Here is a 24,567-nt window from a genome sequence, read left to right as displayed (position 1 = left end):
GGCCCTTCGGGCCACCTTCTCCCCGCTGGGGAGAAGAGACTGGCGCCAGCTTGCGTGATCTCCTCTCCCCTCGGGGAGAGGTCGGCCGAGCGAAGCGGAGGGCGGGTGAGGGGGAGCGACGGTTCGGTAGTGTCCACTACTATGACCGGAAGGTTGAGTTCACGACCAGCAGCAAAAATGGCCTCTTCGCCGCGTTTGAATTCGGTCGTCGCCAAGGCAGACAGTGCCGTCATAGCCAGCCCATGCGCTTCCAGTGCGGTTTCTATGGCCGCGAGCACGTCTTCGACGCTGACACCTTTGCGACTGCCGATGCCCGCGACCATCATGGCTTCACCCAGCTCCATTGGGTGACCGGCATGGCCGGGCGCCAGGCCTGCATCGCGCCGACGGGCGAGGCCCGGGAGATGGCAATGCGGGTGAGGTCGCCGCCAAGCTTGGTGTGCTGGGCGAGAAGCAGCGCTTCCATCTCCAGCGTCACGGCATTGGCGACCACTCGGCCGCCGGAGGGCAGAGCCTTGATGGCCGCGCTAAGTACGCCGGCATCGCTGCCACCACCGCCGATGAAGATCGCATCTGGCTGATCAAGCTTGGCCAGCGCCTTGGGCGCGACCCCTTCGACGACGACGAGGCCTGGAACGCCGCAGGCGGCGGCGTTGCGGCCGATGCGGGCGGCGCGGACCGGATCGGCCTCGATGGCGATGGCGCGCAAGGAAGGGTGCGCCAGCATCCACTCGATGCCGATCGAGCCTGATCCGGCACCGATGTCCCACAGCAATTCGCCGCGCCTGGGCGCAAGTGCCGACAAGGTGATGGCGCGGATCTCGCGCTTGGTGATCTGGCCGTCATGCTCGAAAAGATGATCGGCCAGGCCCGATGTCAGGGGCAGGGTTCGTGCATCCGGAGTCGACTCAACTTCAATCGCCAGCACGTTGAGCGGGTTGATGTTTTCGAGGTCGAAGGCGTTGGCCCGGGCGCTCCGCAGCTTTTCATTCGGTCCGCCCAGAGCCTCCAGAACCGTCAGCCCTGAGGTGCCGAAGTCAAGTTCGGTCAGCAGTCGCGCAATCGCCAGCGGCGCGTCGCCGTCGGAGGTCAGGGCAAGGATGCGGTTGCCCTGGTGCAGCAGCGGCCGGATCAGGTCGAGCGGCCGGCCGTGCAGCGAGATGTTTTCGATGTCCTGCTGCGCCCAGCCGAGGCGGGCAGCGGCCAGCGAGAGGGCCGATGGGGCAGGGACGACATGCATTTCCTGCGGCTTCACCTTGCGGGCAAGCGTGGCGCCGACACCGTGGAAGAACGGATCACCAGAGGCCAGCACGCAGACGCGCCGGCCGGCGAGCGCCAAGACATCAGCCATGTCGGCATCGAACGGAACCGGCCAGGCGCGTGGCTCGCCCTTGGCCAGGGAAGCGACCAGCGCCAGATGCCGCTTGCCGCCGAAGATGACTTCCGCCTCGGCAATCAGCCGCTTGGCCTCGTCGCCGAGACCCGCTAAACCGTCCTCGCCGATGCCGACGATTGTGAGCCATTGAGGCGTTGGCCGTTTGGTTTTTGACATGCCGCGCCGCCCCTCATCCGCCTGCCGGCACCTTCTCCCCGTATAGTGACGGGGAGAAGGGAACTGGCCGCAACGCTGGCATCCCCCTCTCCCCGTCCTTCACGGGGAGAGGGTAAGGGTGAGGGTAAGGGTGAGGGTAAGGGTGAGGGTGAGGGTGAGGGTGAGGGTGAGGGTGAGGGTGAGGGTGAGGGGCAGCTCGGCGTGGCCGATTGTGGTGCCAATGAAGCGAATTCTGATCCTCGGCGGAACCACCGAAGCCCGGCAACTGGCCGGCAAGCTTGCCGCGCGCGCCGATCTTGAGGTCACGCTGTCGCTGGCTGGCCGCACCGAGAGCCCGGTGGCGCAGGGCGTGCCCGTCCGCGCCGGAGGCTTCGGCGGTGCGCGCGGGCTGGCGGCGTATCTCAAGGAAGCCGACACGGATTTGCTGATCGATGCAACACATCCCTATGCGGCACGCATCTCCGCCAATGCAGCGGAAGCGGCACCGCAAGCGGGCGTGCCGATCATGGCGCTCAGGCGTCCGGGCTGGGAGCCTGTCGAGGGCGACCGCTGGATGCTGGTCGACACCGTTGCCGGTGCTGTGCAGGCGCTTGGAGCGGCGCCGCGCCGCGTCTTCCTGGCGCTCGGCCGGCAAGAGGTCGCTGTCTTCGAGGCCGCACCCCAGCATCATTATCTCATCCGCAGCGTCGATCCGGTCGAGCCGAGGCTGGCGGTGCCTGACGCGACCTATCTGCTGTCGCGCGGGCCGTTCCGCGAAGCGGACGAACGCGCGCTGCTCGAAAGCAATGGCATCGACATCGTCGTGTCCAAGAACAGCGGCGGCGAGGCGACTTATGGCAAGATCGCGGCCGCGCGGGTGCTTGGCATCGAGGTGATCATGATCCGCAGGCCGTCCCAGCCGGACGTGCCTTCGGCCGAAACGGTCGATCAACTGGCCGCCATGGTCGATCATGCCTTGGAACCCGACGCCGAACGCGGCGTGTAGACCAGCGCTGGCCGGTCGCCGCGCTTGATGATCCTGGTTTCCGGCGAGCCGATGATGATGCAGGTCGCCATGTCAGCCTTTTCAGCGTCGACATCCGCCAGCAGATAGACCTCGATGCGCTCGTCGGGACGGCCCGCGGCGCGGCCGAAGATGACCGGCGTGGTGCCGGGCAGGATTGCTGTGAGGCATTCGAAGGCGCGGCCGAGCTGCCAGGGACGCGCCTTGCTGATCGGGTTATAGAGCGCGATGACGAAGCCGGCTCCGGCCGCCGCGAGCAGGCGCAGTTCGATCAGCTCCCATGGCTTCAGATTGTCGGACAGCGAGATGGCGCAGAAATCATGGCCGAGCGGCGCGCCGATGCGGGCAGCAACGGCAAGCATGGCGGTGATGCCGGGCACAACAGCGACATCGACGGCGCGCCATTCGGCCGGACCGGCCTCGATCGCCTCGCAGACGGCGGCGGCCATGGCAAAGACGCCCGGATCGCCGCCCGAAACCACGGCAACGTCATGGCCCTCGGCGGCCCTTCTCAGCGCGTCCTTGGAGCGCGCGAGTTCCTCGCGATTGTCGGAGGCGACGCGGGTCTGGTCCGGGCGCAGCCCGAGCCGGTCGAGATAGGGCTTGTAGCCGTAGAAGAATTTGGCTTCCGCCATGGCACGACTAGCTTCCGGCGTGACCTGGTCGGCATTGCCGGGTCCAAGACCGATGACAGTCAGGCGGCCGCTCATGGCTTGGCTCCCGACGCACCGGGCCGGCCCGACCAGCCGGCCACCAGCACGATCGCAAAATAGGGCGCCTTGTCGTCCTGCTTGTCGGCCAGCCGCATCGAGACGCTGCCCGGCATGGTGCCGCGCTCGACATAGACGGCTTTCGCGAGCTTGCCGGTCGCCTCCAGTGCCCGCCTGATCTTGGGCAGGTTGCGGCCGACCTTCATGATCACGGCGGCGTCGGTGTCGGCGAGGCGCCGCGTCAGCTCGAACTCGCTCATCGTGCCCGGCAACACGGTCAGCACATCGTCGCCCTGGACGATCGGCAGGCCGGTCGCCGACCAGCAGCCGGACATGGCGGTGACGCCGGGAATGACTTCGGTCGGGAACCGATGCGCCAGCCGGACATGCAGATGCATGTAGGAGCCGTAGAAGAGCGGATCGCCTTCCGAAAGCACCGCGACCATTCTGCCGGCGCCAAGGTGCTCGGCCACCTTTTCGGCCGATTCTTCGTAGAAATCGGATATCTGCGAGCGGTAGTCGTCGTGATCCTTGTCTATCTCGGTCGTCACGGGATAGAGCAGCGGCAGTTCCTGCATGTCCGGCCGGAAGCGCGCCTCGACGATGGCGCGTGCATTGCTGTTGTTTCCCCGCTTGGCGAAATAGGCGACGACGTCGGCCTCGGCCAATATCCGCGCCGCCTTCAGCGTCAACAATTCAGGATCGCCGGGACCGGTGCCGACGCCAACCAGACGGCCCCCTGAACGGGCTTCGTGAAGCGCGTTCACAGGCCCGGCCTCGCCAATGCGTTGAGCGCGGCAGCCGTCATGGCGCTGCCGCCCAGCCTGCCGCGCACTATGGCGCAGGGCACACCGTAGGAATTCTCGGCCAGCGCATCCTTCGATTCCGCAGCACCGACGAAACCGACCGGCATGCCGATGATCGCCGCCGGTTTCGGGGCGCCGTCGCGCAGTTTCTCCAAGAGGTAGAAGAGGGCGGTCGGCGCATTGCCGATGGCGACGACCGAACCAGCCACGCGTTCGCCCCAGAGATCGATGGCCGCGGCCGAGCGGGTGTTGCCGATCTCCTTGGCGATCTCGGCGGTGCGCGGGTCGCGCAGCGTGCAGATCACCTCATTGCCGGCCGGCAGCCGGGCACGGGTGACGCCATGCGAGACCATTTCGGCATCGCACAAGATCGGCGCGCCGGCCGCCAAAGCGGCACGGGCTGCGGCGACGAAATCGCTGGAAAAGACAAAGTGAGTGGCTGCCTCGACCTGGCCGCAGGCATGGATCATGCGGATGGCGACATCGGCCTCAGCCTCGGAAAAGCGCGACAGGTCGGCCTCGGCGCGAATGATGGCGAAGGAGCGCTCGTAGATCGCCGTGCCGTCGTGAATGTAATCGTAGGCGGCCATGCTCATTCCCGTCGGTAAGCCTCGGTGATACCGGCCGCGCCGAGCCTTGTCAGGCAGGCAACGGTGGTTTCGCCGGTATGTCGTCTTGCGCGGATCGTGGCTGCGACGCGGCCGATGCCGCGCGCGGCGTCATAGCCCGGCCTGTATCCGGCGGGAAGGGTCTTCGCCGTCCCGTTGACGACAAGTCCGGCTCCGTTTTCGCCGCCGACCAGGGTCAACGCCGCCGGGCCGGGATGCGCGCAGCCCTTGGCGCAGCCGGAAATGTGCAATGTGAGGGAAGAATCAAGGAGGTCGCGGTTCTCCGCCGCGATGGTCTCGGCGATGTCGCGCGTCGCGATCCGGCCGGAGGCGCAGGCCGGCGCACCGGGGCAGGCGGCGATGCGGGTGCGCGGGTCGGCTGCGTCGGTGACGAAGCCGAGGGTGGCGGCTGTCTGCTGAAGGCTCTGGTTGGCGGCTGCGGGCTGACCAAGGAAAAGCAAGGCGCGGCCTGGCGCCAGGCGGATTTCAGCGACGCCAAGGGCGAGAGCGTGTCGTGTGAGGTCGATGATCTTTTCCGCCGGCATGCTGCCAAAGGGCAGACCGATGCCGAGGGCGGTATTGGCGGAGGCCAGGGCGAAGATTCCAATGGGCGAGCGAGCCGATTGTAACGGCGGCATAGGCTGGCGTTCTGTCGCGCCCCCCTCTGTCCTGCCGGACATCTCCCCCACGAGGGGGGAGATTGCGCCCTCATCACCGCCTTCGCCAATCTCCAAAGCTTCAGAGGGAGAGCCAGCGGCGAAACCGCCGATCTCCCCCCTTGTGGGGGAGATGTCCGGTAGGACAGAGGGGGGCGCGACAGAATGCCAACTGGCGAGAGAGGCCAACTGCCTGTCCGTCAAATCCCTCGCATGGGCTTCGCGGCCTTTTTCGGCGACCATCCTGAGCACCGCGACGGCGATATCACGGGCAGCATCTTCCTCAGCCATGACGAGCGGCATCGCAGTCCGACCGTCGCCGGCGACGGCCATCTGCCACTGCGTTCCCGCATCGATCTGCCTGGCGACCAACCTGACATCGGCCGTCACCGCATCCATGGTCAGCTGCCCGCCGCCGTCGACAACGACCGAAACCTTGGGGCCAAGGCGCGACGGAAGGCCAGCTTCTTCAGCCGCTGCACGAATACGCTCGGCCAGCGGACGCGGGTCGGCGATCTCTTCCGGATCCAGCCCCGCCAGCGGCCCTGTCTCGACCGGCATGCCGGTGCGCACGATGATGCCCAGTGCGTCGACCTCCGCTGCCAGCAGCCGCGCGCTTGTCGGTGCCAGGCCACGGATCTGCAGGCTGCCGCGTGCGGTGACTTCCATGATGCCGTTGCCATGCCGCAAGGCAGATTCACAAAGTCCGATCAGGGACTTCGGCGGCAATCCTCCAGCGACCGGATTGAGCCGCACCAGCAGCCCGTCGCCGGTCTGCATCGGTGTCGACAGAGCAGGGCAAGCGCCACGGCGAGAGAAGGCGTTCATGCCGCGACCCCGAGCGCCTGGGCCTCAGTGATCAATGCCGCCAGATCATCATCGATGGAATTGCGCAAGGGATGCCACAGACCGCGCCGCCGCGCCGAGAGGAAACGCTCGGCGATGACTTTGGCGGCGGAAGGGTTCTCGCGCAGGATGAAGGCGCGAACCTCGGAATCGCCGAGATAGGCGTCGTGGACAGCCTCGATCAGCGCGCCCGGTATGGCGTGGGTGGTTTCGGCGAAGCCGACGAGACGGTCGACCGTCTCGGCGAATTCCGAGGCGCCGCGCGGGCCATGGCGCATCTGGCCTGATATGAAGCGCGGGTTGACCGCGCGGGCGCGCACCACCCGCGCTACTGCTTCGCCGACCGAGCGCGGCTTCGGCTTTTGCGGGTCCGTGATGTCGAGCACGATGACGTCGGCGTTCCTGCCGAGTGCCGCGAGCGCCGCCGAAAAGCCGCCTATGAAGGCGACATCGGCGGAACCTTCGAGGATGTCACGGCCGGGATCGTCGCCGGTATGGACGAGCAGGTCGGCCTCGGCGATGCGGCCCTCGAAGGCGCCGGGCGCGGAGACGCCTTCGCCCTCGGCGCCGCCATAGGCATGCGACGTGGCGTCGAGATAGGCGCGGCCGATCTCTTCTCGCGCGGCCCAGTCGCCGCTCGATAGCAAGTCCTCGACGCCGGCGCCGTAGGTGCCGGGCGAGGTGCCGAAAATGCGCGGGCTGATTTTTCCGTCAACGCGGGTTCTGGCCGCGAGCGGGTTTTCCGAAGCGTCCTCGTCGCGGGCAGCAACGGCGTTGGCGGCCGCGTCGATCAGCGCGATCTGGGTCGGGAACATGTCGCGGAACAGGCCTGATATGCGCCAGGTGACATCGACGCGCGGCCGGCCAAGGGCGGCCGGCGGCAGCACCTCGATGCCGGTGACGCGGCCGGTGGCGGCATCCCATTGCGGCCGGCAGCCCATCAGCGCCAGGCCTTGCGCGATCTCCTCGCCGCCGGTGCGCAGCGAGGCCGAGCCCCAGAGGTCGATGACCAGCGAACGCGGCCAGTCGCCATGCGACTGCATGTAGCCGCGCACGACTTCTTCCGCCGCGGCCCTGCCCAGATCATAGGCCGTCGGCGTCGGCATGGTGCGCGGATCTGATGTGAACAGGTTGCGGCCGGTGGGCAAAACGTCGGAGCGGCCGCGCGCCGGTGCGCCAGCCGGACCGGCCTTGATATGGCGGCCATCGAGCGCCGCGAGCAAGGCTGCCTTCTCGGCCGCGGCACTTAGCCTGCGCAACGGATCGGCCTCGCCCGCGCCTTCCCCTCCGGGCGAGCGGCCATAGACATGCAGGCCGTCCTTGATGGCGAAATCCTTGAGGTCGCAGAGCCAGGCATCGATGCGGCGCAGCGCTTCGTCAGGCGCGTCGGTGCCGGCAACTCCGGCTTCGGACGCAAGGCCGGTCTTCCGCGCGGTGTCGACGATCAGCTTAGCCAGGCGGTCGCGGCGGCGGCGGTCGAGCCCGTCGGCCTGGGCATATTCATCGACCAGCCGCTCCAATTGCTGTTGGTTCTCGTCGAGCCCGGCGCCGGTCAGCGGCGGCGGCAGATGGCCGAGGGTAACGGCGGCAATGCGCCGCTTGGCTTGCGCCGCCTCACCGGGGTTGGAGACGATGAAGGGATAGATGACGGGCAATGCGCCGGTGACGATCTCGGGGAAGCAGTTTTCGCTGAGCGCCACTGTCTTGCCGGGCAGCCATTCCAGCGTGCCATGGGCGCCGACATGGACGAGGGCATGGGCGCCGAGCGACTTTCGCAACCACAAGCCGAAGGCGATCAACGCATGGCGCGGCGGCAAGGTCGGGTCGTGATAGTCGGCGCGACGGTCGGCCGAGCGGCCGCGATCGGGGGCAAGGGCCACGGTGATGTTGCCAAAGGTTGCGGCTCGGAAGGGGAATTGCCGGTTGTTTGCTGGGCTCGAAGGTTGGCGTTCTGTCGCGCCCCCCTCTGTCCTGCCGGACATCTCCCCCACAAGGGGGGAGATTGCGCCCTCATCTCTGCTTTCGCCAATCTCCAACGCTGCTGGAAGAGAGCCGGCAATGGAGCTGCCAATCTCCCCCCTTGCGGGGGAGATGTCCGGCAGGACAGAGGGGGGTGCCTCGCGCAAAGCTGTCTCATCTTCAGCCTTCCCCCAAGCGGCCTCTACCGCAGCGTTTGCAGCCGTCGGCAATTCCGTGGAGAAGGCCAGATAGTCGTTCAGGCCCAATCCTTCGTCACTGCGCTCCAGCCTCTCCAGCAATGCACGCGGCGTTTGCGGAATCCCTTCAACGGCGTAGCCCTGTTCTTTCAGGTCGTGCAGCATGGCAAGCACGCTGGACGGCACGTCGAGGCCGACGGCATAGCCGGTGCGGCCGGGGGCGCTCGGATAATCCGGGATCAGGATGGCGAGCTTGCGTTCCGCGCGCGGCGTGCGCCGCAGGCGGATGAAGGCTTCGATACGGTTGGCCACCTGCGCCACGCGATCGGGCTCTGGCCGGTTGGCGAAGGCGCGGAAGGCCAATGCCGGATCGGTCTCGCTTTCGCCCTTGAAGGAAATAGCTCCGGCGAGGATGCGGCCGTCGAGTTCGGGCAGCACGACATGCATGGCGAGGTCGGCGGGGGCAAGCCCACGCTGGTTGTTCTGCCAGATGTCGCGGCGAGTCGTGGCGACGATGACCTGGAAGACAGGCACGCCGGCGCGGTCGAACAAGGTTTCGATGCCGGGCTCGGCGCCGGAGGCGAAGGCGGTGGCGGTGATGATGGCGGCGGGGTTCAGGGCGGCCAGTGCGGTTTCGACAAAGGCGAGCGATGCCGGGTCTTTCAGGCTGGAGACGAAGATGGGGACGGGGGCCATGCCGCGCGCGCTCAGCGCTACGACAAGCGTGTCGATAGGCGCGATGTCGGCGGCAAGCAACATCGAGCGGTAGAACAGGATCGGGACCACAGGTGCGCGTTGGGCAGACGTAGGGTTTAGGCCGCGTTCTTTCGCGCCCCCCTCTGTCCTGCCGGACATCTCCCCCACAAGGGGGGAGATCGCCTGATCATCGGCGGCTTCGCAAATGTCCGACGTTGCAGAAGTCGCGATACGGCCAGTGACGGCCAATCTCCCTCCTCGTGGGGGAGATGTCCGGCAGGACAGAGGGGGGCGTGAAGGAATGCCGACATTTGAGAGGTCTGGCTTCTCTATGACCCCAAGTCCCGGCTGATAGTAGCCCGCCTTCGGAACGCTGACCGGCTCGGCAACGGCCGCATCCGAACCGGCCAACCGCGCCAGCCTCCGCACCAGCGCCGTCATATTCTCCGGCCCGCCCTCGCGGAAATAGCCTAGCAGGCCGTCCAACTCCTCGCGCGGCAGCGTCGAGCCTTCGATCAGCCGCAGGTCCTCGTCGTGGCTCTCGCCGGGCAGCAGCGCCAGTTTTATGCCGCGTGCGCGCGCAATCGTGGCAAGCTGGTCGCAGCCATAGCGCCACCAGTCGTAGCCGCCGAGGATGCGGACCAGAACAACCCTAGCGTGGCGGGCGACGCTGTCGATCCAGAGATCGACGGACATCGGATGGCGCAGATCGCGAAGTGCAGCCAGCCGCATCGAGGGCAGTCGTGCCGCATCCGCTTTCCACGCCGCCGCCAGCCCGGCCAGATCGCTGTCGGTGAAGGACAAGGCCACGACATCCGCCGGCGTCTGCCTGAGATCGACCGGCTCGGCGAGATCGTCGAGCGAGGCGGATGTTGTGGTGAGGATGTGCATCGCGGTTCCGCTCTGCCTCAGCCAGCGAGTATACGCTCGATGGCCGGGCGGTTCAGCCCTTTCAGCCCGATGACGACGAGGCGCGAGCGGCGGTCGTCCTCGACCGTCCAGGCGCGGTCGTAATAGTGATTGACGCGCGGGCCGACGGCCTGCAGCAAAAGCCGCATCGGCTTGCCGCCGACCTCGACGAAGCCTTTTACGCGCAGCACGTTTTCCTGTTCGGCCGCGGTGGCGACACGTTTTGCCAGCTCATCCGGATTGGCGATCGAGGGGATGTCGACAATGAACGTGTCGAAGTCGTCATGCTCGTGGTCGAACGCGCCGTCATGATGGGACTTGCGGTTCTCGATGTCGTCCTCGACGGCGAGACCGAGGCCGAGCAGTACGGAGGGATCGACCTTGCCATGCGAACTCGGCACGATCTTCACGGCGCGGGCGGAGTGTCCATTGATGATGGTGTTGGCGCGGGCCGAACCGGCGGCGTCCATCAAATCGCTCTTCGACAGGATGATCAGGTCGGCGCAGGCGATCTGGTCCTCGAACAGCTCTTCGACCGGGTCGTCATGGTCGAGCGTTTCGTCTTGAGCGCGCTGTGCCTGGAGGGCGTCCATATCGTTGGCGACGCGGCCTTCGGCCAGTGCCGGGCCGTCGACCACTGCGATGACGCCATCGACCGTCACGCGGCTTTTCACCGACGGCCACTGGAAGGCCTGGACCAGCGGCTTGGGCAGAGCGAGGCCGGAGGTTTCGATCAGGATATGGTCGACCTTCGGCGTCAGCGACAGGATCTGGTCGAGCGCCGGGACGAAATCGTCGGCAACGGTGCAGCAGATGCAGCCATTGGCCAGTTCGACGATGTTCTCCTCGGGGCAAGTGTCGATGCCGCAGCCTTTCAATATCTCGCCGTCGATGCCGATGTCGCCAAACTCGTTGACGATGATGGCAATACGCTTGCCGCCGGCGTTCTCCAGGAGATGGCGGACCAGCGTCGTCTTGCCGGCGCCGAGGAAGCCGGTGACGACGGTGCAGGGAACGCGCGAGACGGAAGCGGTCATGATCAGTCCTTCAGGAGGTCGAGGGGAGGGATGCGGGCAACGAGGCCGCGCTTCAGGCTATCCGGCCGGCCGCGCCAGGGGATGAGACCGTCGGTCGATGTGGCGAAGAGCTTTGCGCCAGCGACGAGATCGGCGCCGCTGGTCATGCTCAGGTCGCCGAAGACGTAGCTCCAGCAGCCGTCACGAAGGATCGCGGCGCTGAGGCGTCGCTTGCAATTGCCGAGACATTCGACGGTGCGGATGCGGATTTTTTCGCCAGAGGCGGCCTGGCGCGTGTCATCGGCGAGCCGCGCGCCGGCGCGGGGATAGGCATCGGAGCCGGTTTCGTCGCGACAGGAAGAGCAGACGATGACGGTGACGCCGGCCAGGGAATCGTCCCCGCCGGACAATATGTCCGCTGTCTCAGCCGAAAAACTGCTGTCGCGTTCCAAATCAGGCTCCTTGCCCGGAAAACCCGCCAGGCGATCGGATTCTTTAGTCCCAGACGGCAGGTCTCCTGGCTCGCGGGTCATCGCCTGGGTGCCGCCTTCCCGGGAACATCCCAGTGGTTTTCGGCCTTGGCTCGTCGCTTACAGTTGCGGGGACAGCCGCGGATTTGAAATCGAGATTTCGCACCGCATTCCCTCTTGGCTCCTCCCTTTGCCGAGAGGAGACCGTCTGAACCGGATTTAGGCTTGTGTATGCAGGCGTGTCAACGCGCGTCTACGACGTAGCGATGTCGGCGAGGGGCTGCCCGAGATCTCCGGCAGGCGTCACTTCGATCCGTTCAAGCCCGAGCCAGCCCTGCATTTGCTTCAATTCCTCGAACAGTTCGGCGGCGGTTTGCGGCGGGGCGCCAGGTTCGGCGTAGGTAGCGTGGACGCGCAACACGCTTGCCGGGCGGTCGGCCTTGAGGTCGACGCGCGCCACGATCCTGTCGCCGAGCAGGAACGGCAGGACATAATAGCCGTATTGGCGTTTTTCGGCCGGCGTGTAGATCTCGATGCGGTAGCGGAAGTCGAACAGTCGCTCGGTGCGCGACCGCTCGAAGACGACCGGATCGAAAGGGGCAAGCAGGGCGCGCGCCTCGATTTTTCGCGGCAAACGTGCGTCCCTGTGAAGATAAGCCGGCTTGTCCCAGCCCTCGACGCGCACCGGCAGCAGCTCGCCCAACTCGACCAGTTCTTCCAGCCGGCCCTTGATGTCGGCCGGCGAAAGCCGGAAATAGTCGCGCAGGTCGCCGGCTGTCGCGATGCCATGGGCACGGGCGGAAATGCGCAGCAAGTCGCGATGCGCATCCTCGGCAGCAGGCACCGGCAGGGCTAGCACGGCGGGCGGCAGCACGCGTTCGGGCAGATCGTAAAGCCGCTCGAAGCCGCGGCGCGACGCCGTGGTGATGCGGCCGGCCCAGAACAGCCATTCGAAGGCGTGCTTGGCGTCGCTCCAGCCCCACCAGCCGCCGGAGCCCTTCTGGCCCTCAAGAGCAGAGGCGGCGATCGGGCCGCGCTCGACGACCTCGCGATAGATATCCTCGATATAGGCGGCGCGTTCGCGGCCCCATTTCGCCAGACCGAGATACATTTCGTCGCCGCGCTCGGCCCGCTCCATGCGCCAGCGCATCAGCGGCCAGGTCTCGACCGGCAGGAAGGAGGCCTCGTGCGCCCAATATTCGAACACCATGCGCTTGCGCGTCACGGCGGCGTTGTCGAGCAGCGCCAGCTTGTAGGGGCCGAGGCGCGAATAGAGCGGCATATAGTGCGCGCGCACCACCGCGCTGACGGAATCGATCTGCAACAGGCCGATACGGGCAAGCACGCGCGCCAGATGACGACGGTCAGGTGTTGCGCTCGGTCTGGCGTCGGCAAAGCCCTGGGCGGCAAGCGCGATGCGCCGGGCCATGCGAAGCGAGATCTTTTCCTTCATGCGGACGGGACTCCGATGGGTGTTTGACCGAGATTCCCAGGATGATTCCCGACCATGCTAGCAGGGATTTGGCGGGATTTATGTCAGGAGAGAAAAGTGGAGTAAAAAGTGAAGGAAATCAAACAGGAGCGGATCGGACCAGTTTTTCCGGATGTGCCGTCCAGCACCGTGTTTTGAACAAGGTTTGACTTGCTTCGCCGAAAGCGCTGCGCTAACCCTCGCCGCGTTGCAGCATAGGCCCTTCAAACGGTTCAGCGGTTAATCTGTCACGCTTCCGCATTAAGGTCTGTTGCTGTAATCAAAGTGGATTGGCAACGGAAAGCCGCAGCATGAACGCACTCCTGAGTTCGTACCTGCCCATCGTCCTGTTCATCGGCGTGGCGCTGGTCGTCGGTCTGGCGCTGCTTGTGGCGCCGTTCCTGGTGGCTTACCGCAATCCCGATCCGGAAAAGCTTTCCGCCTATGAGTGCGGCTTCAACTCGTTCGACGACGCCCGCATGAAGTTCGATATCCGCTTCTACCTGGTCTCGATCCTGTTCATCATCTTCGATCTGGAAGTGGCCTTCCTGTTTCCGTGGGCGGTCTCTTTCAGCAAGATCGGCATGCTCGGTTTCTGGTCGATGATGGTGTTTTTGGCGGTGCTGACCATCGGCTTTGCCTATGAATGGAAAAAAGGAGCGCTGGAATGGGATTGAACGACAGTTCAGGCACCCTTGTCGCGCCGAGGCCCAGGGGCCTCATCGATCCCAACACCGGCCGGCCGGTGGGGGAGGATGATCCGTTCTTCCTGGAAATCAACAACGAGCTGGCCGACAAGGGTTTCCTCGTCACCTCGACCGAGGCGCTGATCACCTGGGCCCGCAGCGGCTCGCTGATGTTCATGACCTTCGGGCTTGCCTGCTGCGCGGTCGAGATGATCCACACCTCGATGCCGCGCTACGACTCGGAAAGGTTCGGCGTTGCGCCTCGCGCGTCTCCGCGCCAGTCCGACATCATGATCGTAGCCGGCACGCTGACCAACAAGATGGCGCCGGCGCTGCGCAAGGTCTACGACCAGATGCCGGAGCCGCGCTACGTCATCTCGATGGGCTCCTGCGCCAATGGCGGCGGCTACTACCACTATTCCTATTCGGTGGTGCGCGGCTGCGACCGCATCGTGCCGGTCGACATCTATGTGCCCGGCTGCCCGCCGAGCGCCGAAGCGCTGCTCTACGGCATTCTTCTGCTGCAGAAGAAGATCCGCCGCACCGGCACGATCGAGCGGTAAATCCATGAGCGCATCCCTTAGCGAACTGTCGACCTATCTCGGCGAGAAGCTGATTGGCTGGGTCAACGACCCGGTGCTTGCCTATGGCGAGCTTACCGTTTGCGTCGAACCGCGCGACCTGATCGAGGTCGTGACCTTCCTGCGCGATGATCCAAAATGCCAGTTCATCTCGATCATCGACGTCTGCGGCGCCGACTATCCGTCGCGAGCCAAGCGCTTCGATGTCGTCTATCACTTGCTGTCGCCGAAGCAGAATGTGCGTATCCGCATCAAGGTTCAGGCCGACGAGGAAACCATGGTGCCGTCGCTCACCGGCGTTTATCCCGGCGCCGACTGGTTCGAGCGCGAGACCTACGACCTCTATGGCGTGCTGTTCTCCGGCCATCCGGACCTGCGACGCATCTTGACCGACTACGGCTTCGAGGGCCATCCGCTGCGCAAGGACTTCCCGCTGACCGGCTTCGTCGAAGTGCGCTACGACGACGAGGCCAAGCGCGTCATCTATGAGCCGGTGGAATTGAAGCAGGAGTTTAGAGACTTTGACTTTTTGAGCCCGTGGGAGGGAACGGACTACGTGCTGCCTGGGGATGAGAAGGCGAAACAGTGAATGGTGAATAGTGAATGGTGAATGGACGAGACGCCAGAAACTATACGAGACTATCGCGATCTCATCGTCTGGAAAGAAGCGATGGATATCGCGGAGGAAGTCTATGTTTTGACGCGCGGGTTTCCGCGCGAGGAATTGTATGGAATGACGTCTCAGATGCGGCGTTGCGCGGTCTCAATTCCGGCAAATATCGCGGAAGGGTTCGGTCGTGCGCAGCGACGGCCATTCATTCAGTTTCTTCGCATCGCGCAAGGCTCGTTAAAGGAACTGGAGACCCATACCATGCTCTGCGTGCGGTTCAGGCTGTTGTCCCAGGACCAGGCAGCGAAGCTGGAACCGACCTACACAAGACTAGGCAAGAGGCTGGTCTCATTTGTCCGGTCGCTGGACCGGGATGGAACGCACACTTGACCATTCACCATTCACTATTCACCATTCACTCATCGCCAAGGGCGATCCATGGCTGAAACCTCCGTCCGCAACTTCAACATCAATTTCGGCCCGCAACATCCGGCGGCGCATGGTGTTTTGCGTCTCGTGCTGGAACTCGACGGCGAAGTCGTCGACCGCGTCGATCCGCATATCGGGCTGTTGCATCGCGGCACGGAAAAGCTGATCGAGCACAAGACCTACCTGCAGGCCGTACCCTATCTCGACCGGCTCGATTATTGCGCGCCGATGAACCAGGAACATGCCTTCGCGCTTGCCGCCGAGCGGCTGCTCGGCATCGAGGTGCCGAAGCGCGGCCAGCTGATCCGCGTGCTCTACTGTGAGATCGGCCGCATCATGTCGCATATCCTCAATGTGACGACGCAGGCGCTGGACGTCGGCGCGCTGACGCCGCCGCTATGGGGCTTTGTCGAGCGCGAAAAGCTGATGGTGTTCTACGAACGCGCCTCGGGCTCGCGCATGCATGCGGCCTATTTCCGGCCGGGCGGCGTCCACCAGGACCTGCCGCAGAAGCTGGTCGAGGATATCGGCAAGTGGATCGACCCGTTCCTGAAGTCGCTCGACGATCTCGACGCGCTGCTCACCGGCAACCGCATCTTCAAGCAGCGCAATGTCGACATCGGCACGGTGTCGCTGGCCGATGCCTGGGCCTGGGGCTTTTCGGGCGTCATGGTGCGCGGTTCGGGCGCTGCTTGGGACCTGCGCAAGTCGCAGCCCTATGAATGCTATGCCGAGATGGATTTCGACATCCCGATCGGCAAGAACGGCGACTGTTTCGACCGCTACCTCGTGCGTATGGAAGAAATGCGCCAGTCGGCCAAGATCATGCGCCAGTGCGTCGACCTTCTGCTCGGCAAGGAACGCAGCGGGCCGGTGTCGAATCTCGACGGCAAGGTGGTGCCGCCGAAGCGCGACGCGATGAAGCGCTCGATGGAAGCGCTGATCCATCATTTCAAGCTCTACACCGAGGGCTACCGCGTGCCGGCCGGCGAGGTCTATGCCGCGGTCGAGGCGCCGAAGGGCGAATTCGGCGTCTATCTGGTCTCCGACGGCACCAACAAGCCCTACCGCTGCAAGCTGCGCGCGCCGGGTTTTGCCCATCTCCAGGCCATGGACTTTTTGTGCCGCGGCCACATGCTGGCCGACGTCACCGCCGTTCTCGGCTCCCTCGACATTGTTTTCGGGGAGGTCGATCGGTGATGATGGGTGCGGCTCTGCCATCCAAAGCGCTTCTGGCGGCATGTCTTGCTGCGTCTTCCGAGGTGGCTCTCGCCGCGTCAGGCGGCGGGCTTTCGTCTAGCGATCTTCTGAAGGAAGGGTTCAAGCTCGTCGCTGAAGGCGATCTGCTGACGGTGCGTGAAATAGGCGGCGATGTGCTCTTGGATGCCGGAATATTGGTTCTTGGTGTGCCGAACGGACCTCCTTGCGAACGAAATGATATCTTCGTTGCGGAAGTGCCTAGCCAGCCCCGACCTCGCTGCGGAAGAATTTGGTGGAATGACCGCTACGACGAGTTTATCCGCCTAAAGCGTGGGAATGAAGAGTTCGTTTGCGTCTTGGGGCAATCGGAAGATTGCTATCGCGCCTATAGATCAGCTCAGTAAGAAACATAAAAGCGAAGCTCCATGTCAGTCCGCCGTCTCGCAGAAGCCAGCGTCCAGCCAGCGTCCTTCGCCTTCAACCGGGCGAATACGGCGGCGGCCAAGCACTGGATCAAGAAATATCCGAAGGGCCGCGAGCAGTCGGCGATCATACCCTTGCTGATGCTGGCGCAGGAGCAGGAAGGCTGGGTGACCAAGGCGGCGATCGAGACGATCTCCGACATGCTCGGCATGCCCCGTATCCGCGGGCTGGAAGTCGCGACCTTCTATACGCAGTATCAGCTCAACCCGGTCGGCACCCGCGCGCATATCCAGGTCTGCGGCACCACGCCTTGCATGCTGCGCGGCTCGGAAGCGCTGATGGATGTCTGCCGCTCGAAAATCCATCACGACCAGTTCCACACCAACGACAAGGGCACGCTGTCGTGGGAAGAGGTCGAGTGCCTCGGCGCCTGCGTCAACGCGCCGATGGTGATGATTTTCAAGGACACGTTCGAGGATCTGACGCCGGAGCGGCTGGGCGAGATCATCGACCTCTACGGCGCCGGCAAGGGCGCGTCCGTGACGCCTGGACCGCAGAATGGCCGCATCACCTCCGAGCCGATTGGCGGCCTGACGACGCTGAAGAGCGAGAAGGCGATCCTCAAGGCGACCCGCGACAGGGAAGCCAAGGAAGCTTCTAAGGCCGCCAAGGAAGCGCCGGATGCCATTGCCGTTCCGGCCGCGCCAGCATCGGCCGCTGCCGTCGCGCCATCGAATGCCAGCAAGCCGAAGACCGATGCGCCCGAAACCAGCCCGGCGTTGAAGACGCCTTCGGCGGTCAAGGTCGCACCTGCCGTGGAAAAGGCGGCGAGCGTTTCGGCGCCGCTGCATTCAGCAGCCAATGCCAACAAGGCGGCGCCAGAGGTCGAAAAAGTCTCGAAGCAGCGTAACGGCCCGAAGACCAAAGCCGAGCCGGCGGCGGCGTTCAAGGCGCCGGAGGCCAAGGCCGCCAAGCCTGCCAAGCCTTCGCTGACAGACAAGAACCGTCCGGCCGGCATCGAAAGGCCGACACTGGTCGACGATCTCAAGCTGATTTCAGGCGTTGGCCCGACGAGTGAGGGCATCCTGCATTCGCTCGGCATCTTCACCTTCGCGCAGGTCGCGTCCTGGAAGAAGGCCGAGCGCGAATGGGTCGATGGCTATCTCAGCTTCCACGGCCGCATCGAGCGTGAGGACTGGGTCAAGCAGGCCACGGCGCTCGCCAAGGGCGGGGTCGCCGAATATATCCGCGTCTTCGGCAAGAAACCGGTCTGAGGGACGAACAATGCTTCAGGACAAAGACCGCATCTTCAATAATATCTACGGCCTCTTCGACAAGTCGCTGGCCGGCGCGATGGCGCGCGGCGCCTGGGACGGCACGCCTGGCATCATCGCCAAGGGGCGCGAATGGATCGTCAACGAGATGAAGGCCTCGGGCTTGCGCGGACGCGGCGGTGCCGGCTTCCCGACCGGGCTGAAATGGTCGTTCATGCCCAAGCAGAGCGACGGCCGGCCGAGCTATCTCGTGGTCAATGCCGACGAATCCGAACCCGGCACCTGCAAGGACCGCGACATATTGCGCCACGACCCGCACACGCTGGTCGAGGGCTGCCTGATCGCCGGCTTCGCCATGGGCGCCGTCGCCGCCTACATCTATGTGCGCGGCGAGTTCATCCGCGAGCGCGAGGCGTTGCAGCGCGCCATCGACGAAGCCTATGAGGCCAAGCTGATCGGCAAGAACAACATTTCCGGCTACGATTTCGACATCTACATGCATCACGGCGCCGGCGCCTATATCTGCGGCGAAGAGACGGCGCTGCTCGAAAGCCTCGAAGGCAAGAAGGGCCAGCCGCGGCTGAAGCCGCCATTTCCGGCCAATGTCGGCCTCTATGGCTGCCCGACCACGGTCAATAATGTCGAGTCCATCGCGGTGGCGCCGACCATCCTGCGCCGGGGTGCTGCCTGGTTCTCGTCCTTCGGCCGGCCCAACAATGTCGGCACCAAGCTGTTCTGCATCTCCGGCCACGTCAACACTCCGTGCACCGTCGAAGAGGCGATGTCGATCCCGTTCCGCGAGCTGATCGAGACGCATTGCGGCGGTATCCGCGGCGGCTGGGACAATCTGCTCGCGGTCATTCCGGGCGGCGCTTCGGTGCCGCTGGTGCCGGCCGAGCAGATCATCGACACGCCGATGGATTTCGATGCGCTGCGCGACCTGAAATCGGGTCTCGGCACGGCGGCTGTCATCGTCATGGACAAATCCACCGATATCGTGAAGGCGATCGCCCGGCTCTCCTATTTCTACAAGCATGAGAGCTGCGGCCAGTGCACGCCGTGCCGCGAAGGCACGGGCTGGATGTGGCGGGTGATGGAGCGGCTGGTGCGCGGCGAGGCGCAGAAACGCGAGATCGACATGCTGCTCGACGTCACCAAGCAGGTCGAGGGCCACACGATCTGCGCGCTGGGCGATGCGGCGGCTTGGCCGATCCAGGGCCTGATGCGGCATTTCCGCGGCGAGGTGGAGCGGCGCATCGACGAGTTTTCGCGCAACGCGCACCGGGCCGAGCCGGTGATGGTGGCGGCGGAATAGAAATATGGGCAAGTGCCCGATTTGGAATACGGGCGAAAGCCCGATTAGAAATACGGGCGAATGCCCGATTTGTGGAAACGGCGCGGGCAGACGGAAGAAACGACCAGGAGACCACCTATGTCGCTGTATTCAGGACCCGACGATTTGATGCCCGATTTGGACCCGTTCGAGAAGATGAACCAGGATCTGACCAGGATGATGCCGAAGGAGATGGCGAGCGCCGTCAATCTCCTGGCGCACCCTGTCGCGGGTGCGGTGGCGATGTCGGCGCTCAGCATCGGGCTGGCCAACCACGCCTTTGGCGTGTGGATGGGCGCGCTCTCGGGTGCCGCCGAGGCCTCGCAGCGCTTGTTCCAGCCGATCGTCGATGATTTCGAGGCCAGGGCCGAGGTTTCGGAGACAAGGACAAGCTCCTCGACCAAGGCGCGCGCCGCGACGAAAACCTTGATCGCCAAGGCGCAGTCTTTCGCCAGGGAGGTGAACGACCTAGCGGCGAGCACCAAAGGCAGTGCGGCAAACGCGGTGGATACAGGTGGCGCGCCGGCCGGCCTGATGCCGGAGGATTTCAAGCAGCCCAAGGCCATGGACCGGCCGGCTAAGCCAGCCGACCTCAAGGCGATATCGGGCATCGGGCCGAAGCTGGAAAAGGTGCTGAACGGCCTGGGCATCTGGACATACGGCCAGATCGCGGCATGGACGCCGGAAGAGATCGCCTGGGTCGACGACTATCTGTCGTTCAAGGGCCGCATCGATCGCGACGACTGGACCCGCCAGGCGGCAGCACTTGCCGCCAGGGCCAAGAGGTAGGAGAGCGGGATGGAGGTCCACGACAAACGCGATGTTCTGGATGTGCGCAACGCCATCGTCAGCAATTCGAGCTTCGATGACGTGAACATGTCGAACACCCAGTTTCACAACGTGAATTTGTCGGCGGCCAAGATCCAGCGCACCAATCTGAGCAACACCAAGGTGGAAGACGCAAACCTTTCCAACGCGTTTTTCACCAATGTGAACATGAGCAACGTGAAGATAGAAAACGCTGAGGTCGCCGGCATGATGATAAACGGCATCAGCCTTGGCGACCTCATCCAGGCATATGAGACGGCGAAGACCGCCGGGGGCAATTGATGGCAAAGCTCAAGGTCGACGGGAAAGAGATCACTGTACCCGACCATTACACGCTGCTGCAGGCGGCCGAGGACGCAGGTGCTGAAGTGCCGCGTTTCTGCTTCCATGAACGGCTGTCGATCGCCGGCAATTGCCGCATGTGCCTGATCGAGGTGAAGGGCGGGCCGCCCAAGCCGCAGGCCTCCTGCGCCATGGGCGTGCGCGACCTGCGCCCCGGTCCGAACGGCGAGCCGCCGGAAATCTTCACCAACACGCCCATGGTCAAGAAGGCCAGGGAAGGCGTGATGGAGTTCCTGCTGATCAATCATCCGCTCGATTGCCCGATCTGCGACCAGGGCGGCGAGTGCGACCTGCAGGACCAGGCGATGGCCTTCGGCGTCGATTCCTCGCGCTATCACGAGAACAAGCGGGCGGTCGAAGACAAATATATCGGGCCGCTGGTCAAGACGGTTATGAACCGCTGCATCCATTGCACGCGCTGCGTCCGCTTCACGACAGAGGTTGCCGGCATTTCCGAGCTCGGTCTGATCGGCCGCGGCGAGGATGCCGAGATCACCACCTATCTCGAAAGCGCGATGACCTCGGAACTGCAGGGCAACGTCATCGACCTTTGCCCGGTCGGCGCGCTGACCTCGAAGCCTTTCGCCTTCCAGGCGCGGCCATGGGAGCTGACCAAGACCGAATCCATCGACGTGATGGATGCCGTCGGCTCGGCGATCCGCGTCGATTCCCGGGGACGCGAGGTGATGCGCATCCTGCCGCGCGTCAACGAAGCGGTGAACGAGGAGTGGATTTCGGACAAGACCCGCTTCATCTGGGACGGCTTGCGCACGCAGCGTCTCGACCGCCCCTATGTGCGCAAGGATGGCAAGCTCCTTCCGGCAAGCTGGGCCGAGGCGTTTGCCGCGATCAAGGACGCGGTGTCGAAGACGGCGCCCGAAAAGATCGGCGCGATTGCCGGCGATCTCGCGGCGGTCGAGGAAATCTATGCGCTGAAGCTTTTGATGACGGCGCTTGGTTCGAAGAATACCGACTGCCGCCAGGATGGCGCTGCCCTTGATCCGTCGCTCGGCCGCGCCAGCTATATCTTCAACCCGACCATCGAGGGCATCGAACAGGCCGACGCGGTGCTGATCATCGGCGCCAATCCGCGCTTCGAGGCGTCGGTGCTCAACACCCGCATCCGCAAGCGCTGGCGCGTCGGCAATCTGCCGGTTGGCGTTATCGGCGATGTCGGCGACACGCGCTACGAGTATGAGCTGCTCGGCGCCGGACCCGACTCGCTGAAGGACCTGGCGGACGGCAACGGCAAGTTCTTCCAGGTGCTGAAGAAGGCGACGCACCCGCTTGTTATCGTCGGCCAGGGCGCGCTGGCGCGTTCGGACGGCGCGGCCGTGCTTGGCCAGGCGGCGAAGCTCGCCACCGCCGTCAACGCCGCCAGGGCCGACTGGAACGGCTTTGCCGTGCTGCACAATGCGGCGGGGCGCGTCGGCGGCCTCGATCTCGGCTTCGTGCCGGGCGAGGGCGGCAAGAACGTCGCCGGCATGCTGGGCGAGATGGACGTCCTGTTCCTGCTCGGCGCCGACGAGATCGACATGGCCAAGACCGGCGGCGCTTTCGTCGTCTATGTCGGCACGCATGGCGACCAGGGCGCTCACCGCGCCAACGTCATCCTGCCGGGCGCCGCCTATACCGAAAAGTCGGGCACCTATGTCAACACCGAAGGCCGCGTGCAGCAGACCAACCGCGCCGGTTTCGCGCCGGGCGATGCGCGCGAGGACTGGGCGATCCTGCGGGCGCTGTCGGATGTGCTCGGCAAGAAACTGCCGTTCGATTCGCTGCCGCAGCTTCGTGCAAAACTCTACGGGGAATATCCGCACCTTGCCCGCATCGATCAGGTCGCGGCAGGCAACGCCGATGATATCGCCAAGGTGGCGAAGCTCGGCGGGCGGCTGAACAAGGGCACTTTCACCTCGCCGGTCAAGGATTTCTACCTGACCAACCCGATCGCGCGGGCGTCGGCCGTGATGGCGGAATGCTCGGCGCTGGCGAAAAACGGCTTCAGGCAGGCGGCGGAATAAGCATGGACACCTTCTTCTCCTTCTACGTGCTGCCGGCGCTGATCATCATTCTGAAGTCGGTCGTGCTGATCGTCGTGCTGCTGATCGCGGTCGCCTATCTGCTTTATGCCGACCGCAAGATATGGGCGGCGGTGCAGTTGCGGCGCGGCCCGAACGTCGTCGGCCCATGGGGCACGCTGCAGGCCTTTGCCGATCTTTTGAAGTTCGTCTTCAAGGAGCCGATCATTCCGTCCGGCGCCAACAAGGGCGTGTTCCTGCTGGCGCCGCTGGTGTCGGCGGTGCTGGCGATCTCGGCCTGGGCGGTCATTCCGGTCAACCAGGGCTGGGCGATCGCCAACGTCAATGTCGGCATACTCTATGTCTTCGCCATCTCCTCGCTCGAGGTCTATGGCGTGATCATGGGCGGCTGGGCGTCGAACTCGAAATATCCGTTCCTCGGTGCGCTGCGCTCGGCCGCGCAGATGGTGTCCTACGAGGTCTCGATCGGTTTCGTCATCGTCACCGTGCTGCTTTGCGTCGGCTCGCTCAACCTGTCCGACATCGTGCTGTCGCAGCAGGACGGGCTCGGTACAAGGCTCGGCCTGCCCAACACCTTCCTCGACTGGCACTGGCTGTCGCTGTTTCCGATGTTCGTCATCTTCTTCATCTCGGCGCTGGCCGAGACGAACCGGCCGCCCTTCGACCTTGTCGAAGCCGAATCGGAACTGGTCGCCGGCCACATGGTCGAATATTCGTCGACGCCGTTCCTGCTGTTCTTCCTGGGCGAATATGTCGCCGTCGTGCTGATGTGCGCGTTGGCCACCATCCTGTTCCTCGGCGGCTGGCTGCCACCTTTCGACTTCGCGCCCTTCACCTGGGTGCCAGGGCTGATCTGGTTCGTGCTCAAGGTCTGCCTGATGTTCTTCATGTTCTCCATGGTGAAGGCGTTCGTGCCGCGCTACCGCTACGACCAGTTGATGCGGCTCGGCTGGAAGGTGTTCCTGCCGATCTCGCTGGCGATGGTGGTGATCGTCGCCGCCTTCCTCAAGATCACGGGGATGGCGTGATGGTCCGGGCCGACAGCTTGCCGCGCGAGTCAGCTTGCACGCGCCGCCGTGACGCTTCGATCGGCACGCCTGCGGAAAGGCAGCGAGCGATGAGAGAGCGGTCATGAACGCGAACCTGATCGGCGCTTCGGTGGGCCTGGTGGTGGCGGCGGCGGATTTCGCGCTGCTCCGGCTGCTTGCCTCGCGCGTTGAACTCGACGAGACAAAACGCGTTTTGAACATAACCGGCCTCAGCCAGTTCGTGCTGCTGCCGATCGTGGGCTGGTTCGTGGCCCCGCTGTTTGCTGGAGAATGATGATGTCAGCGCTAGCCCAAGCCGCCAAGTCGCTGCTGCTGCAGGACTTCGTCAGCGCCTTCTTCCTGTCGATGCGCCAGTTCTTCGCGCCGAAGGAGACGATCAACTATCCGCATGAGAAGGGGCCGGTAAGCCCGCGCTTTCGCGGCGAGCATGCGCTGCGCCGTTATCCCAACGGCGAGGAGCGCTGCATCGCCTGCAAATTGTGCGAGGCGATCTGCCCGGCGCAGGCGATCACCATCGAGGCCGGCCCGCGCCGCAACGACGGCACGCGCCGCACGGTGCGCTACGACATCGACATGGTGAAGTGCATCTATTGCGGCTTCTGCCAGGAAGCCTGCCCGGTCGATGCCATCGTCGAGGGGCCGAATTTTGAATTCGCGACGGAAACGCGCGAGGAACTCTACTACGACAAGGACAAGCTGCTGGCCAATGGCGATCGCTGGGAGCGCGAACTGGCGCGCAACATCTCGCTGGACGCGCCCTATCGCTGACATTTGACGCATGGACGGGGCGAGGGGCCTCGTTTAAGGAACACGCAACTTGCCGGCCGGAGGCGGTGGCAAACATCGAACAGGACGAACGTCCTGTTCGGACAGG

24 protein-coding genes, 1 pseudogene and 1 riboswitch are annotated in these 24,567 nt (G+C 64.6%); of the genes and pseudogenes, 15 read left to right on the top strand and 10 right to left on the bottom strand.

The annotated features are described in order from the left end of the window. Both MESS4_RS32555 and MESS4_RS22130 read right to left on the bottom strand, forming a co-directional pair. Positions 1-326: cobalamin biosynthesis protein (locus MESS4_RS32555; RefSeq protein WP_085987830.1), on the bottom strand; the 326-nt coding region annotated here is incomplete at its 3' end. Then, positions 323-1,552, bottom strand: coding sequence for a bifunctional cobalt-precorrin-7 (C(5))-methyltransferase/cobalt-precorrin-6B (C(15))-methyltransferase (locus tag MESS4_RS22130; RefSeq protein WP_006335695.1), 1,230 nt, complete (start codon positions 1,550-1,552; stop codon positions 323-325). The genes MESS4_RS22130 and MESS4_RS32555, both read right to left, overlap by 4 nt. A gap of 220 nt (positions 1,553-1,772) precedes the next feature. On the opposite strand from MESS4_RS22130, the gene MESS4_RS22125 reads away from it, so the two are divergent. Then, positions 1,773-2,537, top strand: coding sequence for a cobalt-precorrin-6A reductase (locus MESS4_RS22125; RefSeq protein WP_006335692.1), 765 nt, complete (start codon positions 1,773-1,775; stop codon positions 2,535-2,537). On the opposite strand, the gene MESS4_RS22120 is transcribed toward MESS4_RS22125, so the two are convergent. The 8 genes and pseudogenes from MESS4_RS22120 to MESS4_RS22085 all read right to left on the bottom strand — a co-directional run bounded on the left by MESS4_RS22120 (position 2,501) and on the right by MESS4_RS22085 (position 12,881). Further along, the gene (locus tag MESS4_RS22120; protein ID WP_006335691.1) at positions 2,501-3,265 is read right to left on the bottom strand and encodes a precorrin-3B C(17)-methyltransferase; all 765 of its coding nucleotides are present in this window, start codon (positions 3,263-3,265) and stop codon (positions 2,501-2,503) included. The two genes, MESS4_RS22125 and MESS4_RS22120, sit on opposite strands and share 37 nt — an antisense overlap. Continuing rightward, the gene (locus MESS4_RS22115) at positions 3,262-4,032 is read right to left on the bottom strand and encodes a precorrin-2 C(20)-methyltransferase (RefSeq protein ID WP_006335690.1); all 771 of its coding nucleotides are present in this window, start codon (positions 4,030-4,032) and stop codon (positions 3,262-3,264) included. Before MESS4_RS22115 ends, MESS4_RS22120 begins: the two co-directional genes overlap by 4 nt. Continuing rightward, positions 4,029-4,661 carry a precorrin-8X methylmutase gene (locus MESS4_RS22110; RefSeq protein WP_036241851.1) on the bottom strand — a complete coding sequence of 211 codons (633 nt, stop codon included), beginning with the start codon at positions 4,659-4,661 and terminating at the stop codon, positions 4,029-4,031. Before MESS4_RS22110 ends, MESS4_RS22115 begins: the two co-directional genes overlap by 4 nt. 5 nt (positions 4,662-4,666) lie before the next feature. Continuing rightward, positions 4,667-6,163: pseudogene (gene cobG / locus MESS4_RS22105) on the bottom strand (precorrin-3B synthase); the annotation flags it as partial. After that, on the bottom strand, positions 6,160-9,924 hold the full coding sequence (locus tag MESS4_RS22100) for a cobaltochelatase subunit CobN (protein ID WP_006335687.1): 3,765 nt from the start codon (positions 9,922-9,924) through the stop codon (positions 6,160-6,162). The gene MESS4_RS22100 and the pseudogene cobG, both read right to left, overlap by 4 nt. A 17-nt stretch (positions 9,925-9,941) precedes the next feature. After that, entirely contained in the window at positions 9,942-10,979 is a 1,038-nt protein-coding gene (cobW, locus tag MESS4_RS22095) for a cobalamin biosynthesis protein CobW (protein ID WP_006335686.1), read from the bottom strand. A 2-nt stretch (positions 10,980-10,981) separates the two neighbouring features. Next, a complete protein-coding gene (locus MESS4_RS22090; RefSeq protein WP_006335685.1) occupies positions 10,982-11,410 on the bottom strand; it encodes a DUF1636 family protein in 429 nt (142 codons plus the stop codon). A 37-nt stretch (positions 11,411-11,447) separates the two neighbouring features. Then, a riboswitch (cobalamin riboswitch) is annotated at positions 11,448-11,652 on the bottom strand. A gap of 29 nt (positions 11,653-11,681) precedes the next feature. After that, the gene (locus tag MESS4_RS22085; protein WP_006335684.1) at positions 11,682-12,881 is read right to left on the bottom strand and encodes a winged helix-turn-helix domain-containing protein; all 1,200 of its coding nucleotides are present in this window, start codon (positions 12,879-12,881) and stop codon (positions 11,682-11,684) included. 329 nt (positions 12,882-13,210) lie between these two features. On the opposite strand from MESS4_RS22085, the gene MESS4_RS22080 reads away from it, so the two are divergent. The 14 genes from MESS4_RS22080 (at position 13,211) to nuoI (ending at position 24,461) form a co-directional block, all read left to right on the top strand. Further along, positions 13,211-13,576 carry an NADH-quinone oxidoreductase subunit A gene (locus tag MESS4_RS22080; protein WP_006335683.1) on the top strand — a complete coding sequence of 122 codons (366 nt, stop codon included), beginning with the start codon at positions 13,211-13,213 and terminating at the stop codon, positions 13,574-13,576. Next, entirely contained in the window at positions 13,567-14,148 is a 582-nt protein-coding gene (locus MESS4_RS22075; RefSeq protein ID WP_036241849.1) for an NADH-quinone oxidoreductase subunit B, read from the top strand. The genes MESS4_RS22080 and MESS4_RS22075 overlap by 10 nt, the downstream gene beginning before the upstream one ends. Before the next feature lie 4 nt (positions 14,149-14,152). Continuing rightward, positions 14,153-14,755 carry an NADH-quinone oxidoreductase subunit C gene (locus tag MESS4_RS22070; RefSeq protein WP_036241847.1) on the top strand — a complete coding sequence of 201 codons (603 nt, stop codon included), beginning with the start codon at positions 14,153-14,155 and terminating at the stop codon, positions 14,753-14,755. Positions 14,756-14,776: 21 nt separating this feature from the next. After that, positions 14,777-15,166, top strand: a complete 390-nt coding sequence (locus MESS4_RS22065; protein ID WP_006335681.1) for a four helix bundle protein — start codon at positions 14,777-14,779, stop codon at positions 15,164-15,166. Between the two features lie 48 nt (positions 15,167-15,214). Further along, positions 15,215-16,405 (top strand): NADH-quinone oxidoreductase subunit D, encoded by a 1,191-nt coding sequence (locus MESS4_RS22060; RefSeq protein WP_036241845.1) that lies wholly within the window; start codon positions 15,215-15,217, stop codon positions 16,403-16,405. Then, positions 16,402-16,809: a hypothetical protein gene (locus MESS4_RS22055; protein WP_157385642.1), complete on the top strand. Its 408-nt coding sequence runs from the start codon at positions 16,402-16,404 to the stop codon at positions 16,807-16,809. Before MESS4_RS22060 ends, MESS4_RS22055 begins: the two co-directional genes overlap by 4 nt. 21 nt (positions 16,810-16,830) lie before the next feature. After that, entirely contained in the window at positions 16,831-18,102 is a 1,272-nt protein-coding gene (locus MESS4_RS22050) for an NADH-quinone oxidoreductase subunit E (protein WP_006335678.1), read from the top strand. Positions 18,103-18,112: 10 nt separating this feature from the next. Beyond that, positions 18,113-19,417 carry an NADH-quinone oxidoreductase subunit NuoF gene (gene nuoF, locus MESS4_RS22045; protein WP_006335677.1) on the top strand — a complete coding sequence of 435 codons (1,305 nt, stop codon included), beginning with the start codon at positions 18,113-18,115 and terminating at the stop codon, positions 19,415-19,417. Between the two features lie 117 nt (positions 19,418-19,534). After that, positions 19,535-20,224: a hypothetical protein gene (locus MESS4_RS22040; protein WP_006335676.1), complete on the top strand. Its 690-nt coding sequence runs from the start codon at positions 19,535-19,537 to the stop codon at positions 20,222-20,224. Between the two features lie 9 nt (positions 20,225-20,233). Beyond that, positions 20,234-20,545 carry a pentapeptide repeat-containing protein gene (locus MESS4_RS22035; protein WP_006335675.1) on the top strand — a complete coding sequence of 104 codons (312 nt, stop codon included), beginning with the start codon at positions 20,234-20,236 and terminating at the stop codon, positions 20,543-20,545. Further along, positions 20,545-22,626, top strand: a complete 2,082-nt coding sequence (nuoG, locus tag MESS4_RS22030) for an NADH-quinone oxidoreductase subunit NuoG (protein WP_006335674.1) — start codon at positions 20,545-20,547, stop codon at positions 22,624-22,626. Before MESS4_RS22035 ends, nuoG begins: the two co-directional genes overlap by 1 nt. Before the next feature lie 2 nt (positions 22,627-22,628). Then, positions 22,629-23,672, top strand: coding sequence for an NADH-quinone oxidoreductase subunit NuoH (gene nuoH, locus MESS4_RS22025; protein WP_006335673.1), 1,044 nt, complete (start codon positions 22,629-22,631; stop codon positions 23,670-23,672). 103 nt (positions 23,673-23,775) lie between these two features. Continuing rightward, on the top strand, positions 23,776-23,967 hold the full coding sequence (locus MESS4_RS22020) for a hypothetical protein (RefSeq protein ID WP_006335672.1): 192 nt from the start codon (positions 23,776-23,778) through the stop codon (positions 23,965-23,967). A 2-nt stretch (positions 23,968-23,969) separates the two neighbouring features. After that, complete coding sequence (nuoI, locus tag MESS4_RS22015) at positions 23,970-24,461, top strand: NADH-quinone oxidoreductase subunit NuoI (RefSeq protein WP_036241856.1); 492 nt, start codon at positions 23,970-23,972, stop codon at positions 24,459-24,461. The last annotated feature ends 106 nt before the right edge of the window (positions 24,462-24,567 follow it).

It is taken from the genome of Mesorhizobium sp. STM 4661 (genome assembly GCF_000359125.1).
Lineage (GTDB): Bacteria > Pseudomonadota > Alphaproteobacteria > Rhizobiales > Rhizobiaceae > Mesorhizobium.
The sequence above is the reverse complement of the archived record's forward strand: the minus strand, read 5'-3'. Positions and strand labels throughout refer to the sequence as shown.

Bases quoted from the DNA above. Each gene is read 5' to 3' on its own strand.
- MESS4_RS22130 (WP_006335695.1), bottom strand. From the start codon at position 1,552: ATGTCAAAAACCAAACGGCCAACGCCTCAATGGCTCACAATCGTCGGC.
- MESS4_RS22125 (WP_006335692.1), top strand. From the start codon at position 1,773: ATGAAGCGAATTCTGATCCTCGGCGGAACCACCGAAGCCCGGCAACTG.
- MESS4_RS22120 (WP_006335691.1), bottom strand. From the start codon at position 3,265: ATGAGCGGCCGCCTGACTGTCATCGGTCTTGGACCCGGCAATGCCGAC.
- MESS4_RS22110 (WP_036241851.1), bottom strand. From the start codon at position 4,661: ATGGCCGCCTACGATTACATTCACGACGGCACGGCGATCTACGAGCGC.
- MESS4_RS22100 (WP_006335687.1), bottom strand. From the start codon at position 9,924: ATGCACATCCTCACCACAACATCCGCCTCGCTCGACGATCTCGCCGAG.
- cobW (WP_006335686.1), bottom strand. From the start codon at position 10,979: ATGACCGCTTCCGTCTCGCGCGTTCCCTGCACCGTCGTCACCGGCTTC.
- MESS4_RS22085 (WP_006335684.1), bottom strand. From the start codon at position 12,881: ATGAAGGAAAAGATCTCGCTTCGCATGGCCCGGCGCATCGCGCTTGCC.
- MESS4_RS22080 (WP_006335683.1), top strand. From the start codon at position 13,211: ATGAACGCACTCCTGAGTTCGTACCTGCCCATCGTCCTGTTCATCGGC.
- MESS4_RS22075 (WP_036241849.1), top strand. From the start codon at position 13,567: ATGGGATTGAACGACAGTTCAGGCACCCTTGTCGCGCCGAGGCCCAGG.
- MESS4_RS22070 (WP_036241847.1), top strand. From the start codon at position 14,153: ATGAGCGCATCCCTTAGCGAACTGTCGACCTATCTCGGCGAGAAGCTG.
- MESS4_RS22065 (WP_006335681.1), top strand. From the start codon at position 14,777: ATGGACGAGACGCCAGAAACTATACGAGACTATCGCGATCTCATCGTC.
- MESS4_RS22060 (WP_036241845.1), top strand. From the start codon at position 15,215: ATGGCTGAAACCTCCGTCCGCAACTTCAACATCAATTTCGGCCCGCAA.
- MESS4_RS22050 (WP_006335678.1), top strand. From the start codon at position 16,831: ATGTCAGTCCGCCGTCTCGCAGAAGCCAGCGTCCAGCCAGCGTCCTTC.
- nuoF (WP_006335677.1), top strand. From the start codon at position 18,113: ATGCTTCAGGACAAAGACCGCATCTTCAATAATATCTACGGCCTCTTC.
- MESS4_RS22040 (WP_006335676.1), top strand. From the start codon at position 19,535: ATGTCGCTGTATTCAGGACCCGACGATTTGATGCCCGATTTGGACCCG.
- MESS4_RS22035 (WP_006335675.1), top strand. From the start codon at position 20,234: ATGGAGGTCCACGACAAACGCGATGTTCTGGATGTGCGCAACGCCATC.
- nuoG (WP_006335674.1), top strand. From the start codon at position 20,545: ATGGCAAAGCTCAAGGTCGACGGGAAAGAGATCACTGTACCCGACCAT.
- nuoH (WP_006335673.1), top strand. From the start codon at position 22,629: ATGGACACCTTCTTCTCCTTCTACGTGCTGCCGGCGCTGATCATCATT.
- MESS4_RS22020 (WP_006335672.1), top strand. From the start codon at position 23,776: ATGAACGCGAACCTGATCGGCGCTTCGGTGGGCCTGGTGGTGGCGGCG.
- nuoI (WP_036241856.1), top strand. From the start codon at position 23,970: ATGTCAGCGCTAGCCCAAGCCGCCAAGTCGCTGCTGCTGCAGGACTTC.